Genomic DNA, 15645 nt, shown 5'->3' on the forward strand with positions numbered 1-15645 from the left:
CGTGGGGTCAGCGGTACAGCGAGCGCGCCACGGCCTCCGCGATCCCCTCCGGGGTGGGGGTCGCGGCGGTCGCACCGACGGTGAGGCCGAGGGCACGCAGTTCTGCGGCGGTCGGCTCGCCGATCGCGATGAGCTGGACCGCCTCGAGCGGGCGCAGCGTCTCGTGGATCCTCCGGGCGGCGCTCGGCGAGGCGGCGACGACGGCGTCGATCCGGCCCGCGGCGAGCTCGCCGTTCGCTTCGTGAGGGGTGAGGACGACGCCGGGCGCCTCCTCGCCGCCCTCGCCCGCGGCCACCGCCAGCACCGCGGTGAGGCGCCGGGCCGGGTCGGCCGGGTAGTCCACGGTGCGGTAGGCGGTGACCGCCTCCACCGCCCAGCCCTTGGCCGCCAGGCCCTCGGCGAGCGTGGGCGCGGCGAGGTTGCTCTGCGGGACGAGGACGCGAGCGACACCGGCACCATCGGCCCCGGCAGCGCCGTCGTCGAGCCAGGACCACAGTTCGACGAGCCCCTCGGCGGACTGCCGGTCGCCCGGCGCGAGGTCCACCCGCAGCCCCTCGGCCTCGAGGACCCGGCGCGAGCTCGGCCCGATGGTCGCGACGTGCACGGCCTCCGGGACAAGCTCGGCGAGCGTGGTCCCGCGGCCGGCCGCGGCCTCCTTGAGCGCGCGCACCGTGGTGATGCTCGAGACGACGAGCCACGCGTATTCCCCGGCGGCGAGCCGGTCGAGGGCCGCGGACAGCGCGGCCGGCTCCTCGGTGCGCTCGAAGTCGATGACGGGGAACAGGAGCGGCTCGGCTCCGGCCTGGGCGAGCGCACGGGCCATCGCTCCGGCCCGGTCGGGGCTGCGCGTGAGCAGCACCCGGCGCCCCGCCAGCGCCGGCGCGCCCGCGTCCGGTGGCGCCATCAGGCGCCCAGGTCCGCGAACTCCGCGGCGCCCTGCTCGAGCAGCTGTTCCGCGAGCTCGACGCCGAGCAGTGTCGCGCCGACCTCGGTGAGGCCGTCGGTGGCCCGGGCGAGCCGCAGGGACTTCGTGCCGTCCACCGCGCACACGATCGCGTCGAGGTGCAGCATGCTGCCCTTGCGCCGCGCGAACGCGCCGACGGGGGCGGCGCAGCCGGCCTCGAGGCGGGCCAGGAGCGCCCGTTCGGCGGTCACGGCGAGGCGGGTGTCGGCGTCGTCGATCGCGGCGAGCGCCTGGGCGAGCACCCCTTCCGCGGTGGCGGCGCCCCCGTGGGCGGGACGCTCGGGCGCGTCCCCGAGCCGGCACTCGACCGCGAGGGCGCCCTGGCCGGGCGCGGGCAGCATGGTGTCGGGCTCGAAGTACTCCGTCACCACCTCGGTGCGGCCGAGGCGGGCGAGGCCGGCCGCGGCGAGGACGACCGCGTCGAGGTCGCCGGGTGCGTCGGGCGCATTCCCCGGAAGGCCCGGGACGCGGCCGAGACGCGTGTCCACGTTGCCGCGGATGTCGAGGACCTCCAGGTCCGGGCGCAGGGCGCGCAGCTGGGCGGCGCGCCGGGGCGACCCGGTGCCGATCTTCGATCCGGCGGGGAGCCGGTCGAGGGTGAGGCCGTCGCGCGCGCACAGGACGTCGCGCGCGTCGGCGCGGACGGGGATGGCCGCGACGGAGAGCCCGGGCTCGCCCGTGGTCGGGAGGTCCTTGAGCGAGTGGATCGCGACGTCGCAGCGGTCGGCCAGGAGCGCCTCGCGCAGCGCCGCCACGAACACGCCCGTGCCGCCGAGGGAGGCGAGCGAGCCGGTCTTGACGTCCCCCTCGGTGCGGATGCGCACGAGCTCGGTCGAGAAGCCGCCCACCGCGGCGAGCAGGTCCGCGGTCTGCTGCGACTGGGTCAGGGCCAGTGCGCTCCCGCGGGTTCCGATGCGGACCGACATGCTCAGCTCTCGCCGCCGTCCGGCTGGAGCGCGGCCGATTCCGGGCGCGGGTCGTGGGCGGTGCCCAGCTCGACGCCCTCCTCGGAGATGACCGGCTTGTCGGCGCGGAAGTTGGCGCAGCACCCGGGGCGGCACACGTCGTACCACGGGCCGAGGTCGCTCACGTGCGGACGGTCCGCCACGGTGCCCTGGGCCATGCGCTCGCGGAGCAGCTCCACGAGGCCGGCCACGAAGTCGCGGTGGACGCCCGGGGTGGGGACGCGGACGGCCTCGATGCCGAGCTCGGAGCAGGTCTCGAGGGCCTCGGTGTCGAGGTCCCACGCGACCTCCATGTGGTCGCTCACGAACCCGAGCGGGACGATGACGATGCCCTTGAGAGCGGCAGCGCCGTCCTGGCCGGGGGCGATCGCGGTGATGTGGTCGTTGATGTCGGGCTCGAGCCACGGGATGTGCGGCGCGCCCGAGCGGGACTGGTACACGAGGTCCCACTTCACCTCCGGGGCGCCGACGGCGGCCATGATCGCCCGCGCGTTGGCGAGGTGCTGGGCCACGTAGGCCGAGCCGCCCTCGAACGTGCGCGGCTCGCCCTCGGAACGGCCGGCGGCCTCGGCGTCACGGGTCGGGATCGAGTGCGTGGAGAACAGGACGCGGATCTCGCCGTCGCGCGAGCCGTCGGCGGCGTCGAGGGCCTCGCGGACCTGCTTGAGCCCGGCGGCGGTGCCCTCGACGAACGGGGCCACGAAGCCGGGGTGGTCGAAGTACTGGCGGATCTTGTCCACCCGGAGGCGCCCGGCGAGGCCGGTCTCGGTCAGGGCCACGCCGATGTCCTCGCGGTACTGCCGGCAGCTCGAGTAGCACGAGTAGACGCTCGTGGTGAGCATGAGGACCTTGCGGTGCCCGGCGTCGTAGATCTCCTGGAGCGTCTGCGGGATGTACGGGTCCCAGTTGCGGTTGCCCCAGTACACCGGGACGTCGATGCCCTGGGCAGCGAGCTCGGCCTCGAGGGCCGCCTTGAGCTCGCGGTTCTGGGCGTTGATCGGGCTGATCCCGCCGAACGCCCGGTAGTGGTGGCTGACCTCCTCGAGGCGCTCGTCGGGGATGCCCCGGCCGCGGGTGACGTTGCGCAGGAACGGGATGACGTCGTCCTGGCCCTCGGGACCGCCGAACGAGGCCAGCAGGATGGCGTCGTACTCGGTGGGAGCGGCGCGGCCGGCCTCGGTGACTGGGTTCGTCGCCGTGCTGACAGCGAGCGGTGCGGCGGCGCCGTCGACCGTGATCCCGAAGGTGCCGGTGGACTCCGCGCTCACGCGAGCACCTCTGCGATCTCGGCCGCGGAGATGCGGCGCCCGGTGTAGAACGGGACTTCCTCGCGGACGTGGTTGCGGGCATCGGTGTAGCGCAGGTGGCGCATCATGTCCACGAGGTCCACCAGCTCGGGGGCCTCGAGCGCGAGGAGCCACTCCCAGTCCCCGAGCGCGAAGGCGGAGACGGTGTTGGACAGGACCTGCGGGAAGTCGCGTCCGAGCATGCCGTGGTCGCGCAGCATGCGGGCGCGCTCGTCGGCGGGGAGCAGGTACCACTCGTAGGAGCGGACGAACGGGTACACGGTCAGCCACGTGCTCGGCTCGACCCCGCGGGAGAACGCGGGGGTGTGGCCCTTGGCGAACTCGGCCTCGCGGTGCACGCCCATGGCGGACCAGGCGATCTCGGTGCCGTCGAAGAGCTCGCTGCGGCGGATATCGCGCACGCCCTGCTGGAGCGCCTCCGGCTGCGGCCCGTGCAGCCACACCATGATGTCGGCGTCGGCGCGCATCGCGGAGACGTCGTAGGTGCCGCGGACGGTGACGCCCGCGGACGCGAGGCGCGCCACGAGCGACTCGAACTCGGTCACGGCGCTTCCGGCGGGGGCGGCAGCGCCCGGGACGCGGCGGAACACGGTCCAGAGGGTGAAGAACTGCTGCTCTGCAGCGTCACCCTCGCCCGCGGCTTTGGTGACAGATTCGACGGATGTGTGGCTCATGGTGACCAGTGTGCTCCTTCGGATGGGCCAAATCGAATTCAAATGTTCTACAGGGTGTAGAAGTGATGAAGATCACATCGGCGGGGGCTCAGGCAGGCCCGGTGCGCGCCAGTGCGGACGCGACGGCCGCGGCCTGCGAGCGCGCGTCCGGGATCACGGCGGCGAGGCCGTTCCCCGCGGCCCAGCCACCCACGACGGCGAGGCCGGGCTGGGCGGCGACGAGCCTCCGGATCGCGGCCACGCGGTCCCGATGGCCCACCGTGGCGAACGGGAGGGCGCCCTCCCAGCGCACCACGTCCCAACCGAGGACGTCGTCCGGGGAGACGGCCACGCCGAGGAGGGCGGAGGCGTCCTCGACGGCCGCCGCGAACAGCTCGTCGTCGGTCTCGGGCTCGGCCCCGGCCTCGGCGATCCCGGCCGGCGGGTCCCCGGCGCGGCCGTAGGAGAGCCGCACCACGTGCGTCCCCTCCCCCGCCCGGGCCGCGAGCCAGTCCCACTTGGCCGTCGCATGCGTCAGCGCCTTCGCCCGGATGCCGGGCACCTGCGGCGCCACGAGCACCCCGGTCCCGCGCGGGCGCGCGTCGAGCGCCGGGCAGTCGAGGACGAGCGTGACGAGCTTGACCTCTGGCCCGGGAACCGGCTCCTGGCCGGCGAGCGCCGGGACGGCGTCGGAGAGGAGCTCGACGGCGGCCGGGCCACCGAGCGCGACCACGACCACCTCTGCCTCGTAGACCTCCTCGGGGCGCGCCGGGGCGTCCTCCGGCCCGTCGCCCGCCGGCGCGACCGCGCCCACCCGCCAGAGGACCGCGCCGCCGTCGCCCGCGGAGCGGTCCAGCCGGTCCACGCGCTGGCCGAGCTCGAGGCGGACGCCGTCCGCCTCGAGCTCGCGCACGAGCGCAGCGACGATGCGGTGGAGGCCGCCGCTGATGCCCGCCACCGCTGAGCCGGCCTTCTGCCCCCGGGAGGCTCCCCGCTGCACGGCGACGGCGGCCGCGAGGGAACCTTCCTGGGCCATGAGTCGTCGGAGGCCCGGGGCGACCATGTCGGCGTCGAGCATCGCCGGATCCGCGGAGTGGACGCCGCCCACCACGGGGGCGACGAGGCGCTCGAGGACGCGCCGGCCCATCCGGGCCCGCACGAGGTCGGCCACGCTGGCCTGCCCGCCCGGCTTCCGCACGGGGAGCCACCGGTCCAGGGAGGCGCGCACCGATCCGCGCAGGCCCAGGGCCTTGCGGACCTCCGGGTCCCAGGGGTTCGCCGGGATGCCGAGGACACCGGTCTTGGGCAGTTCCCGGGGGCCGTCTGGCAGCAGGACCCACGCCCCGGCGGGGTGGGGCGCCACGATGTCGCCGCCGAGCCCGACCTCCTGGACGAGGGTGCGGACGGCATCGGTGCGCGTCGCGAAGGACTCCGCCCCGCTGTCCAGCGTCAGCCCGGCCACCTCGTGCTCCCCGATGCACCCGCCCCAGCGGGCGCCGGCCTCGAGCACCGTCACCTCGAGGCCGGCCCGCCGCAGCTCGAGGGCTGCGACCAGGCCGGAAATGCCCCCGCCCGCCACGAGTGCGCGGGGCGGCCGTGCGGCGCTGCTGCCGGGGCCGACGCTGCCGGGCATCAGTAGGTGATCGAGTGGACGAGCTCGACCACGCGGGTCAGGACGTCCGGGTCGGTCTCCGGCGGGACGCCGTGGCCGAGGTTGACCACGTGGCCCGGGGCCGAGGCGCCGCCCTTCACCACATCGCGGACGTGCGCCTCGAGGGTGTTCCACGGCGCGGCCAGGAGTGCGGGGTCGATGTTGCCCTGGAGCACCACGCGGCCGCCCAGCCGGCGGTTCGCCTCGTGCAGCGGCAGCCGGTAGTCGACGCCGACGACGTCGACACCGACCTCGTACATCGCGCCGAGCAGCTCGGAGGTGCCGGTGCCGAAGTGGACGAGCGGCGCGCCGAGGTCGCGCACGTGGTCGAGCGCCTGGGACGAGTACGGGGCCACGAAGCGGCGGTAGTCCTCGAGGCCGAGCGAGCCGGCCCAGGAGTCGAAGAGCTGCCCCGCCGAGGCGCCCGCCTCGATCTGGGCCCGCAGGAAGCGCCCGGAGGCGTCCGCTGTCCAGGCCATGAGCGCCGCCCATGTTCCCGGATCGCCGTGCATCATGGTTCGGGGACCGAGGTGGTCGCGCGACGGGCGGCCCTCGACCATGTAGGCCGCCACCGTGAACGGGGCACCGGCGAAGCCGATGAGGGGGGTGGTGCCGAGCTCGTCCACGGTGAGGCGGACGGCCTCGCGGATCGGCTCGAGGGCCGCGTCGGTGAGGCGCGGGAGCGCGGCGACGTCCGTTTCGGTGCGGACGGGGTTCGCCAGGACGGGCCCCACCCCGGGGACGATGTCCACGTCCACGCCGGCGAGCTTGAGGGGGATGACGATGTCGGAGAAGAAGATCCCGGCGTCCACGTCGTGCCGGCGCACCGGCTGGAGGGTGATCTCCGCGGCGAGCTCGGGCCGCAGGCACGCCTCGAGCATGCCCACCCCCTCGCGGGCCTTGCGGTACTCGGGCAGCGAGCGGCCGGCTTGGCGCATGAACCAGACGGGCTTCCGGCTCGGCCGGCCCCCGCGGTATGCCGTGATGAGCGGCGACTGCGCCGTCCGTCCGTCCTTGAGCGGGTGGTCTGGGCTGAGTGTCATGGGCCGATTGTCTCAAACGCCTCCAAGGCCCTTGGCGACACGCTGTCACAGGAGTGTGCTGCAGACGACGTTTTCTACACCCGAGCGAAAAGCTATGATGGCAGGGCTGTGGTTGTTTTCTCCCTCACGGCGACTCACGCCGACACCGACCTTGAGACCGTTGCCCAATTGAGCACCGGCGCTACCTCCGTGGCCGCAGGGGCCGCTTCCTCCCCCGCCCTGGAGGGCGCCGTGGTGCTGGCGACCTGCAACCGCTACGAGATCTACGCCGAGGCGGCGAGCCACGAGGACGTGGAGGCCGCACGGTCCGCGATCATCTCCGAGATCAGCGCGCGCAGCGGCATCCCCGAGGACCGGGTGTCCCGGGCGTTCGCCCTCGCGCAGGGCCGCGAAGTGACCCGCCACCTCTTCTCCGTCAGCTCGGGGCTCGATTCCGCAGTCGTGGGCGAGCGCGAGATCGCCGGCCAGGTCCGCCGCGCCCTCATCTCCGCCCAGGAGCAGGGGACGGCGAGCCCCGCGCTCGTGCGCCTGTTCCAGAACGCGTCGAAGACGGCCAAGGAGGTCGGCACCCAGACGGCGCTCGGCAGCCGCGGCCTGTCCATCGTCTCCGTGGCGCTCGACCTCGCCGAGGACCTCGCCGAGGAGCGCTCCTGGGACGGCAAGAAGGCCGTGCTCTTCGGCACCGGCGCCTATGCCGGGGCCACGATGGCCCTGCTGAAGGAGCGCGGCGTCGCGCAGGTCTCCGTCTACTCTTCCTCCGGCCGTGCCCGCGAGTTCGCGGCCGCCCGCGGCGGGATCGCCGTGAACGCCAGCGGCCTGCCGCAGGCCATCGCCGAGGCCGACGTGCTCATCGGCTGCAGCGGCTCGGACAACCCCATGGAGGCCGTCGAGCTCGCCGCGATCCGAGAGGACTCGCCGCAGCAGCTCGTCGTGATCGACCTCGCCCTCACCCACGACTTCGATCCGGGGGTGGGCACGCTCGACGGGGTGGAACTGATCACGCTCGAGTCCGTCCGTCTCGCGGCGCCCGAGGAGCAGGCCGAGTCCCTGGCCCAGGCCAGCGCGATCGTCTCGGCCGCGGCCTCCGACTTCGAGGCCGAGCGCCAGGCCCGCCAGGCCGACGCCGCGATCGTGGCCCTGCGCCGCCACACGATGGCGGTGCTCGATGCCGAGATCGAGAAGGTCCGCGCGCGCCACGGCTGCACGGCCGCCGCCGAGGAGGTGGAGTTCGCCATGCGCCGCATGGTCAAGCAGCTCCTCCACACGCCGACGGTCCGGGCCAAGCAGCTCGCGGCCGAGGGCCGTGAGAGCGAGTACCTCGCGGCGCTCGAGGCGCTCTACGGCATCAGCGTGGCCATCCCGGGGATGGTCGCCCCGACGAACGGCGCCGGCCCGGCAGCGGCCTCCGCCGGGGACGCCGACTGCCCGGTGGACCACTCCCGCGCCGTCTGAGCCACCACGGGGGCCTTGGCCCCCGCAGACCGGCGTACCGCCTCAGTAGACCGGCTTCTCCGGCTCGATCTCGCGGACCCACGCGAGCACTCCCCCGTCGAGATGACGGACCTTGGAGAAGCCCGCGTCGATGGCGGCCGCGAGCACGCTCGCCGACCGCACCCCGCCCTTGCAGTGGAAGACCACCTCGCGGTCCCGCGGGACCTCGTCCCAGGCCTCGCCGGAGAGCAGGCGCCCCTGCGGGATCAGCCGGGCGCCGGGGATGGACACGATGGATGCCTCTCCCGGCTCGCGGACATCGATGAGCTCAAAGTCCCTCACCCCTGCCTCGCGGGCCGCCAGCATCGTGGCGAGCTGCCCTGCGGTCACCGTGCGGTCCCTTCCCGGATCGGCAGCGGGAGCGACCCCGCAGAACGCCTCGTAGTCCGTCAGCTCGGTGATCGGAACGGCGTCGGGATCCTTCGCGACGCGGATCTCCCGCCACGTCGCCGTGAGCGCGTCGTAGAGCTGCACGCGGCCGAGGAGCGTCGTGCCCACGCCGGTGATGAGCTTGACGGCCTCGGTGACCATGGAGGCGCCGATCGCGGCGCACAGCATGCCGAACACGCCCCCTTCGCCGCAGGAGGGCACGGAGCCCGCCGGCGGCGGCTCGGGGAAGACGTCACGGTAGGTGGGCCCGTGCTCGGCCCAGAACACACTCACCTGTCCGTCGAAGCGGAAGATCGAGCCCCACACGTACGGCTTGCCGAGGATGGCGGCTGCGTCGTTCACGAGGTAGCGCGTCGCGAAGTTGTCGGTGCCGTCGAGGATGAGGTCGTAGTCGGCGAAGATCTCGAGGGCGTTGGAGGAGTCGAGGTGGACCTCGTGGAGGCGGACCTCCACGTGCGGATTGAGCTCGAGGATCGCGTCCCGCGCCGATTCTGCCTTGGGGCGGCCTACGCCGGAGACGCCGTGGATGACCTGGCGCTGCAGGTTGGACAGCTCGACGGTGTCGTCGTCGACAATCCCGAGGGTCCCCACCCCCGCGGCGGCGAGGTAGAGCATGGCGGGCGATCCCAGTCCCCCGGCTCCCATCACGAGGACCTTGGCGTTCTTGAGGCGCCGCTGCCCGATCTCGCCGATCTCCGGGATGATGACGTGGCGCGAGTAGCGCTGCACTTCCTCCGGGGTGAGCTCCGCGGCCGGCTCGACGAGCGGGGGAAGAATCGGTGACTGCGAGGTGGCCATGCCCCCAATCTAGGCCCGATCGCGGGCGCGCACCCAGCGGGGCCCACGCGGTGGGACGGTCACCGATTCGGCGTGGGGTCATGACCGCCGGGTAGAGTGGGACTACCGTTTGGGCCACGCTCCACAGGCCCGGACCACCCGAAAGGCATCTTCAGTGAGTACCGAACCGCGAGCCACGACCCCGCGCTCGCCCCGAATGCCACGCGACGAGCGGCGCGCCCAGCTCTTGGCAGCCGCCCTCGAGGTCTTCGCGGCCAACGGCTACCACGGCGCCGCCATGGACGAGATCGCCGAGACCGCCCAGGTCAGCAAGCCCGTCCTGTACCAGCACTTCCCCTCGAAGCGCGATCTGTACATCGCGCTCCTGGACAGCCATCTCGGCACGCTGACCGAGCTCATGCGCGCGGCGCTGGATTCCACCACCGACAACCGCGAGCGCGTGAACGCGGTGATCCGCGCCTACTTCGACTTCATCGCCGCGGACGACCAGGCGCACCGCCTCGTCTTCCAGTCGGACCTGGTCAACGACCCGGACGTGGCCTCGCGCCTCGAGACGTTCAACCGGGGATTCTCTGAGGCCATCGCCGAGGTCATCGCCTCGGACACCAAGCTCCCGCTGCTCGAGGCCCAGCTCCTGGGCCGCGGCCTCGCGGGGCTGGCCCAGGTGAGTGCGAGGTACTGGCTCGAGAAGTCCTCCTCCCTCGACATCGACGTTGCGGCGGACCTGGTGGCGCGGCTCGCATGGAAGGGGATCTCGCGCTTCCCCAAAGAGGCCTAAGGTACTCATAGGGAAGCGGGCGGCCCATGCCGGCCCGGTTCCGTTCCAGCCTTCACCGACACAAGGAGTCACGTGGAAATCAAGATCGGCATCCAGAACATCGGCCGCGAGATCATCCTCGAGTCGAACAAGGACGCGGACGAGGTCGCGAAGCTCGTGGCCGAGGCGCTCGCCGACGGCAAGCAGCTGCGGCTCGAGGACGAGAAGGGCCGCCAGGTGATCGTGCCGTCCGCCGTCATCGGCTATGTCGAGCTCGGCGCCCAGGAGCAGCGCCGCGTGGGCTTCGGCGCACTCTGACAGCATGGAAACGGTCTGGTCGCTCGTCATCGTGATCCTCGTGGTGGCTGCCGCGGGCTTCATCGCCTGGGCCACCGACCACCACCACGACGCCTACGGGATCATGCTCCCGGTCGGCGCCGCGGTCGCGTCTGCGTGCCTGACGTGGATCATCCTCGTCTTCGCAGGCACGGGCTACATCGCCGGCCTGACGTGGATGCCGTGGGTGCTTCCGATGGCGGTCGGCATCGCCGCCGCGGTCTGCGTGCCGGTGCTGGTGGGCCGCCGCCGCACGAAGCGGGACGTCGTGGCCCTCACGGAGATCCTCCGCCGCAGCTGAACCGGCTTTTCGCAGGCGCGGACGACGGCGGGTGGTTGCCACCCGCCGCCGTCCGCGCCTCTGCTGTCGCTGGGTCGCCGGAAGCCCGGCGGCCGCTGCCGATCCGGCTTCCGCGCCGCAGTCCGGGCCATGATGGAGCAATGCGAATCCGTTCCGTCCGACGCGACGAACTACCCGCCCTCCAGGCCATTGAGCGTGCGGCCGGGGAGGCCTTCCGGGGCCGCGGCATGGCCCAGATCGCAGACGATGAGCCGCCCACGGTCGAGGCACTCCACCACTACCGCGAGGAGGGACTCGCGTGGGTGGCGGCCGACCGTGAGGACGCACCCGTGGCGTACCTCGTGGCCCGCCTCGTCGACGGCTGCCTGCACATCGAGCAGGTCTCGGTGCATCCTGCGCACGCCGGCCGGCGCATCGGCCGGACGCTGCTGGACCATGCTTCTCGATGGGCGGAGTGCCACGGCGTCCCGGCCCTGACGCTCTCGACGTTCGCCTCGGTGCCCTGGAACGCGCCGTACTACCGGCGCCTCGGCTTCCGCCCGATCGACACCCCGGCCCTGGGTCCGGGACTCGTGCGGATCCGCGCCGAGGAAGAATCGCTCCGGCTGACCCGCTGGCCGCGCGTCTTCATGCGGCGCGAGGTCGGCCCTCGGGACTAGCCGAACCGGGCCAGCGCCACTGGCATTGCCCCCGACCATGGACCTGCATCCCTCGAGACGATAGTATTAGAACATATCTTCGAATCTTTGCCTGGAGTCGGTGCTGGGGGGGGTGAGACCGTGGTGGGTGCGGTGGTGGAGCTGGGGTTCGCGTCGCGGTTCCCCGATGTCCTCGCGGGTGGTCTCGAGGTCTCCGCCGAGGCCCTGGCTGGCCCAGGAGGGACTGCGCGGGCGCTGCAGGCCCTGGCCGACTTCGACGCCTACAGCGCCGCCCTCCGGGCCGTCCTGGTCGACCGGCTCGCCGCCGAGATCGCCGAGGAGCCCCTCGAGGGCCGCCACGGCCAGCCCACCCGCCTCAGCGGGAACATCGCCCACGCCGTCGCCGTCTCCGAGCTCGCCGCCCTGCAGGGCACCTCCGAGCACACCGCTGCGCGGGCGCTGAACTTCTCCACCGCGCTGGTCAACACCCACCCGGCCGTGCACGAGGCCCTCGCCTCCGGAGACATCACCGAGGCCCACGCCCGCGCCCTCGTCGACCAGGCCGCCACCCTGCCCCAGCACGCCGCCGAGCCCTACGCCCTCGAGGCCCTCGCCCGGGTCCGCACCCGCCAGGGACGCCTCCGCACCCCGGGCGAGTTCCGCGCCCTCGCCCGCGACCTGCGCGAGCGCCTCCACCCCGGCTCCATGGCCCACCGCCGCGCCGCGGCCCGCGAGGACCGCAGGGTCTGGCTGCAGCCCGAAGGCGACGGCATGTGCACCCTCTCCGCACTCCTTCCCGCCGAGACGGCCACCGGGATGTACGAGCGCACCGACGCCCTCGCCCGCGCGGCCCGCCGCGCCGACGGCGAGGCACGCACCCTCGCCCAGCTCCGGGCGGATGCCCTGGCCCACGCGGTCCTCGGCGCCCGGGAACGCACGGCGGCGGCGCCCTCGGCGGCCGTCCCCTTCCCCGAGGAACTGCTCGCCGAGGTCAAGGCCGAGATCGTCGTCCACATCCCCCTCGCCGTCGCCCTCGGGGCCTCCGACGCCCCCGCCATCCTGGACGGCCATGGAGCCATCGACCCGGCCACCGCCCGCGCCCTCGCCGCCGCCGCGCCCACATGGCAGCGCCTCTTCACCGACGCCGAGGGCACACCCCTCGCCCTCGGCCGCACCGCCTACCGGCCCCCGGCCGGGCTGCGTCGCTTCCTCCAGTACCGCGACGGCGCCTGCCGCGTCCCCGGCTGCACCCGCCCCGCCCAGAACACCGAGGCAGACCACACCACCGAATGGCAGGACGGCGGCACCACCGACGCCGCCAACCTCGCCCTCCTGTGCCCCCAGCACCACGCCCTCAAGTCCCTCGCCCTCCACCACCTCACCCACGACCGCACCACCGAGGACACCGATGGCACAGACGGCACAGGCACACCCGCCCCCGCCCTGATCTGGACCACCCTCCTCGGCCAGGCCCTCCCCGCCGAGCCCCTCGACCGCGACCACGTCCTCGCCCCCAGGGCCACCGACCACCCACCACGGGGACCATCGGGCAAGCCGGCAACGCGCGGGGAACCACCGGGCACTCCGGCCCATGGCGCGGATGTCGCGGTGCGGGAGGAATCACCCCCGCCGTTCTGACCGCAGAAACTCCGGTACGCCTACGAGCCCGCAGGGCCCTGTGGGAGCCGTTCAGGCTGGGCCACGGCGTCGAGTGCCGCCGCGCGGAGGGTGCAGCGGTGTGCCGCCTCGACGTCGCGGGCGGTGACGGCCGAGCCGGCGTCATGGCTGCTGAAGCGGAGGATGACGCGGTTGTAGCGCCAGTCGAGATCCGGGTGGTGGTTGAGCTCCTCGGCCACCTCGCCGACCGCCGCGATGAGCGCGAGCGCCGCCGCAGCGGTCGGCAGTTTGTACACGGTGGCGAGAGAACCGCCCACATGGCGCCAGTCGGCGAGGCGTCCCAGCTCGTCCCTGATCTCTTCCTCGCTCAGCGGCTCGCGTGCCATAGAAGTCAGGGTAGGCCGGGCTGGCTTCCGGCGGAACTGCTCAGAGGAACTGTGCGCGCCCCTCCATCGGGCTCGAGGCGAGCGCGTGCTCGCGCCGGGGAATGCGGCCCGCCTTCGAGGCGAGGCGCCCAGCCGCGACGGCGTGGCGGAAGGCCCGGGCCATCCGCGCGGGGTCCTGTGCACGGGTCACCGCGGTGGCCAGGAGCACCGCATCGCAGCCCAGTTCCATGGCCAGCGTCGCGTCGGAGGCCGTGCCGATGCCTGCGTCCAGGACCACCGGGACGCCGGCGCGGGCCACGATGAGCTCGATGTTGTGCGGATTCAGGATGCCCAGGCCGGTCCCGATCGGCGCGCCGAGGGGCATGACGGCGACGGCGCCCAGCTGCTCGAGCCGGCGCGCCAGCACGGGATCGTCGTTCGTGTACGCGAACACCTTGAAGCCCCGGCCCACGAGCTGCTCGGTCGCATCGGCGAGCTCAATCGGGTCCGGGAGGAGCGTCGTCTCGTCCGCGATGACCTCGAGCTTGACCCAGTCGGTCTCGAGCGCCTCGCGGGCAAGCTCGGCCGTGAGCACGGCGTCGCGTGCGGTGAAGCACCCGGCGGTGTTGGGCAGGACGCGGATGCCCCGCTCCAGCAGGAGCTGGAAGAGGGACCCCTGCTCGGCGGGCGAATAGCGGCGCATCGCCACGGTGGTCAGCTGCGTGCCGGACGCCTCGAGCGCCTCCCCGAGCCCGTCGAGGCTGGGCGCCCCGCCGGTGCCCATGATGAGCCGCGAGCCCAGCCGCACGCCGTCCACCACGAACGGGTCGTCGTCGAGCGCCGTGCTCTCGTCCCGGATGTGTGCCTGCGTCATCTCAGCCTCCCTGCATCGCTGTGACGAGCTCGACGGCGTCGCCCGCCGCGAGCGTGGTGGTCGCCCAGCTTCCGCGCGGGACCACCTCGGAATTGAGGGCGACGGCGACGCCGAGGCGCCCGCCGTCGGCCGGCCTGCCGTTGTGCTCGAGGGCGCGGCCGGTCGTGGCGGACACGAGGGCCAGCACGGTGGACGGCTGCGGGAGTTCCCGCTGCTCGCCGTTGACGGTGATGCGGTCAGTCGCCTGCATCAGCTGCCTCCTCTCTCTGCCGCCGAGACGGCCGGGATCCTCGCGGGCTGCGAGGCGAATCTGTCGGGCCGGAACGAGTCCCATTGGGGGTCCGTGCGCCCCTCGAGCAGCTGGCGGCACACCTCGGCCGCGGCGGGCGTGAGGAGCACGCCGTGACGGAAGAACCCCGTGGCCACGATGAGTCCGGGCACGTTCCCGACGCGCCCGAGCAGAGGCGCGTTGTCCGGTGTCCCGGGGCGCGCGCGGGCGGTGGTCTCGGTCAGCTCGAGCTCGGCCACGGCGGGCACGAGAGCCTGGGCGTCGCGCAGCAGCTCGTAGACCCCGCCGGCCGAGACGGCACCGGAGCCGTCCTCGCGCTGGGTTGCGCCGATCACCACCGTCCCGTCCTCGCGCGGGACCACGTAGACGGGACGCCCGCGGACGAGCCCGCGGACGGTCGCCGTCACGAGCGGCCGGAGCGCCTCGGGCACCCGCAGGCGCAGGATGTCCCCGTAGACGGGCCGCAGCGGCAGGGCTACCGGGAGGCCGCCCAGGTCGCGGGCGCCCAGCCCGTTGGCCACCACCGTCTCGGCGGCGCGCAGCTCCTGCCCGTCCTCGAGCACGACGCCGGCCACCCGGCCGCCGTCCCACGCGAGCGACGCCGCGCGGGCCGGCACGAGGGCGTCGTCGCCGAGCCGGCCGAGCAGGGCCGCGACGAGGCGCCGCGGATCGACCTGGTGGTCGGCCTCGATCGTGAAGGCGCCGGCGATGCCGGGGGCCAGGAGCGGCTCGGCCTTCCGAGCCTCGCGGACGGTGAGCGGCTGGACGGCGAGGCCGTGCGCCTCCTGGGCCGCCCTGAGGTCGGCGAACGCCTGGCGGTCCGCGGCGTCGGCCGCGAGGCACAGGGTCGGGGTGGCGAGGTAGCCGCAGTCGGGGCCCGCGGCCGCGGCGAACTCCGGCCAGCGCCGGGCGGAGTCGAGCATGAGGCCGAGGAGGGCCTCCTCCTGGTAGTGGTACTCGCTGACGGCGGCGAGCATGCCCGCCGCCGCGAAGCTCGCGCCGGTGCCCGGCGCAGGGTCGACGACGACGACGCGCCGGCCCGAGCGGGCGGCAGTCCAGGCGATGCCCAGGCCGATCACCCCGGCCCCGATGACGATGACGTCGGCGACGTCGCCCGGGTTCCGCGTCGTCCCGGGCGCGTCCGTGCTCTCCATGGTTCCTTCCCTCCGCCGGCATGACCCGGATCAGGTGCAGCGGTCGGCTCTG

The 15645-nt window shown here is 73.7% G+C and carries 17 protein-coding genes; 6 read left to right on the forward strand and 11 right to left on the reverse strand.

The window, feature by feature from the left end; all coding sequences use genetic code 11:
- Window positions 1–7 precede the first annotated feature (7 nt).
- The 6 genes from SA2016_RS13365 to hemE all read right to left on the reverse strand — a co-directional run bounded on the left by SA2016_RS13365 (window position 8) and on the right by hemE (window position 6583).
- Window positions 8–904 carry a uroporphyrinogen-III synthase gene (locus tag SA2016_RS13365; protein WP_066498895.1) on the reverse strand — a complete coding sequence of 299 codons (897 nt, stop codon included), beginning with the start codon at window positions 902–904 and terminating at the stop codon, window positions 8–10.
- Complete coding sequence (gene hemC, locus SA2016_RS13370; RefSeq protein WP_066498897.1) at window positions 904–1890, reverse strand: hydroxymethylbilane synthase; 987 nt, start codon at window positions 1888–1890, stop codon at window positions 904–906. The genes SA2016_RS13365 and hemC overlap by 1 nt, the downstream gene beginning before the upstream one ends.
- 2 nt (window positions 1891–1892) lie before the next feature.
- Window positions 1893–3167, reverse strand: coding sequence for a ferrochelatase (locus SA2016_RS13375; protein ID WP_066502544.1), 1275 nt, complete (start codon window positions 3165–3167; stop codon window positions 1893–1895).
- 26 nt (window positions 3168–3193) lie between these two features.
- On the reverse strand, window positions 3194–3910 hold the full coding sequence (gene hemQ, locus SA2016_RS13380; RefSeq protein WP_066498901.1) for a hydrogen peroxide-dependent heme synthase: 717 nt from the start codon (window positions 3908–3910) through the stop codon (window positions 3194–3196).
- An 88-nt stretch (window positions 3911–3998) separates the two neighbouring features.
- Window positions 3999–5522: a protoporphyrinogen oxidase gene (gene hemG / locus SA2016_RS13385; RefSeq protein ID WP_066498905.1), complete on the reverse strand. Its 1524-nt coding sequence runs from the start codon at window positions 5520–5522 to the stop codon at window positions 3999–4001.
- Window positions 5522–6583, reverse strand: coding sequence for a uroporphyrinogen decarboxylase (gene hemE / locus SA2016_RS13390; protein ID WP_066498910.1), 1062 nt, complete (start codon window positions 6581–6583; stop codon window positions 5522–5524). Before hemE ends, hemG begins: the two co-directional genes overlap by 1 nt.
- Before the next feature lie 108 nt (window positions 6584–6691).
- Between hemE and SA2016_RS13395 the strand changes: the two genes are divergently transcribed.
- Entirely contained in the window at window positions 6692–8035 is a 1344-nt protein-coding gene (locus tag SA2016_RS13395; RefSeq protein WP_066498913.1) for a glutamyl-tRNA reductase, read from the forward strand.
- A 42-nt stretch (window positions 8036–8077) separates the two neighbouring features.
- On the opposite strand, the gene moeB is transcribed toward SA2016_RS13395, so the two are convergent.
- Complete coding sequence (moeB, locus tag SA2016_RS13400; RefSeq protein WP_066498915.1) at window positions 8078–9262, reverse strand: molybdopterin-synthase adenylyltransferase MoeB; 1185 nt, start codon at window positions 9260–9262, stop codon at window positions 8078–8080.
- Between the two features lie 196 nt (window positions 9263–9458).
- Between moeB and SA2016_RS13405 the strand changes: the two genes are divergently transcribed.
- The 5 genes from SA2016_RS13405 (at window position 9459) to SA2016_RS13425 (ending at window position 12932) form a co-directional block, all read left to right on the forward strand.
- Window positions 9459–10040: a TetR/AcrR family transcriptional regulator gene (locus SA2016_RS13405; RefSeq protein WP_084249517.1), complete on the forward strand. Its 582-nt coding sequence runs from the start codon at window positions 9459–9461 to the stop codon at window positions 10038–10040.
- A 72-nt stretch (window positions 10041–10112) separates the two neighbouring features.
- Window positions 10113–10337, forward strand: a complete 225-nt coding sequence (locus tag SA2016_RS13410; RefSeq protein WP_066498921.1) for a DUF3107 domain-containing protein — start codon at window positions 10113–10115, stop codon at window positions 10335–10337.
- Between the two features lie 4 nt (window positions 10338–10341).
- On the forward strand, window positions 10342–10656 hold the full coding sequence (locus SA2016_RS13415; RefSeq protein ID WP_066498924.1) for a hypothetical protein: 315 nt from the start codon (window positions 10342–10344) through the stop codon (window positions 10654–10656).
- Entirely contained in the window at window positions 10539–11315 is a 777-nt protein-coding gene (locus tag SA2016_RS22720) for a GNAT family N-acetyltransferase (RefSeq protein WP_503413206.1), read from the forward strand. Before SA2016_RS13415 ends, SA2016_RS22720 begins: the two co-directional genes overlap by 118 nt.
- Window positions 11316–11447: 132 nt before the next feature.
- Window positions 11448–12932: an HNH endonuclease signature motif containing protein gene (locus tag SA2016_RS13425; RefSeq protein ID WP_218918320.1), complete on the forward strand. Its 1485-nt coding sequence runs from the start codon at window positions 11448–11450 to the stop codon at window positions 12930–12932.
- Window positions 12933–12952: 20 nt separating this feature from the next.
- Here SA2016_RS13425 and SA2016_RS13430 read toward each other — a convergent pair whose 3' ends face one another.
- The 4 genes from SA2016_RS13430 to thiO are packed head-to-tail and all read right to left on the reverse strand — an operon-like array spanning window position 12953 to window position 15593.
- Window positions 12953–13297, reverse strand: a complete 345-nt coding sequence (locus SA2016_RS13430) for a 4a-hydroxytetrahydrobiopterin dehydratase (RefSeq protein WP_066498933.1) — start codon at window positions 13295–13297, stop codon at window positions 12953–12955.
- A 40-nt stretch (window positions 13298–13337) separates the two neighbouring features.
- A complete protein-coding gene (locus SA2016_RS13435) occupies window positions 13338–14150 on the reverse strand; it encodes a thiazole synthase (protein ID WP_066498934.1) in 813 nt (270 codons plus the stop codon).
- A gap of 1 nt (window position 14151) precedes the next feature.
- Window positions 14152–14400 (reverse strand): sulfur carrier protein ThiS, encoded by a 249-nt coding sequence (gene thiS / locus SA2016_RS13440; protein ID WP_066498935.1) that lies wholly within the window; start codon window positions 14398–14400, stop codon window positions 14152–14154.
- Window positions 14400–15593, reverse strand: coding sequence for a glycine oxidase ThiO (gene thiO / locus SA2016_RS13445; RefSeq protein ID WP_066498940.1), 1194 nt, complete (start codon window positions 15591–15593; stop codon window positions 14400–14402). Before thiO ends, thiS begins: the two co-directional genes overlap by 1 nt.
- Between the last annotated feature and the right edge of the window lie 52 nt (window positions 15594–15645).

This window comes from Sinomonas atrocyanea (assembly GCF_001577305.1).
GTDB lineage: Bacteria > Actinomycetota > Actinomycetes > Actinomycetales > Micrococcaceae > Sinomonas > Sinomonas atrocyanea.

What these genes read in the sequence shown, in the direction of transcription:
- SA2016_RS13365 (WP_066498895.1), bottom strand. Translation starts at nt 904, where the DNA reads ATGGCGCCACCGGACGCGGGCGCGCCGGCGCTGGCGGGGCGCCGGGTG.
- hemC (WP_066498897.1), bottom strand. Translation starts at nt 1,890, where the DNA reads ATGTCGGTCCGCATCGGAACCCGCGGGAGCGCACTGGCCCTGACCCAG.
- hemQ (WP_066498901.1), bottom strand. Translation starts at nt 3,910, where the DNA reads ATGAGCCACACATCCGTCGAATCTGTCACCAAAGCCGCGGGCGAGGGT.
- hemG (WP_066498905.1), bottom strand. Translation starts at nt 5,522, where the DNA reads ATGCCCGGCAGCGTCGGCCCCGGCAGCAGCGCCGCACGGCCGCCCCGC.
- hemE (WP_066498910.1), bottom strand. Translation starts at nt 6,583, where the DNA reads ATGACACTCAGCCCAGACCACCCGCTCAAGGACGGACGGACGGCGCAG.
- moeB (WP_066498915.1), bottom strand. Translation starts at nt 9,262, where the DNA reads ATGGCCACCTCGCAGTCACCGATTCTTCCCCCGCTCGTCGAGCCGGCC.
- SA2016_RS13405 (WP_084249517.1), top strand. Translation starts at nt 9,459, where the DNA reads ATGCCACGCGACGAGCGGCGCGCCCAGCTCTTGGCAGCCGCCCTCGAG.
- SA2016_RS13415 (WP_066498924.1), top strand. Translation starts at nt 10,342, where the DNA reads ATGGAAACGGTCTGGTCGCTCGTCATCGTGATCCTCGTGGTGGCTGCC.
- SA2016_RS13430 (WP_066498933.1), bottom strand. Translation starts at nt 13,297, where the DNA reads ATGGCACGCGAGCCGCTGAGCGAGGAAGAGATCAGGGACGAGCTGGGA.
- SA2016_RS13435 (WP_066498934.1), bottom strand. Translation starts at nt 14,150, where the DNA reads ATGACGCAGGCACACATCCGGGACGAGAGCACGGCGCTCGACGACGAC.
- thiS (WP_066498935.1), bottom strand. Translation starts at nt 14,400, where the DNA reads ATGCAGGCGACTGACCGCATCACCGTCAACGGCGAGCAGCGGGAACTC.
- thiO (WP_066498940.1), bottom strand. Translation starts at nt 15,593, where the DNA reads ATGGAGAGCACGGACGCGCCCGGGACGACGCGGAACCCGGGCGACGTC.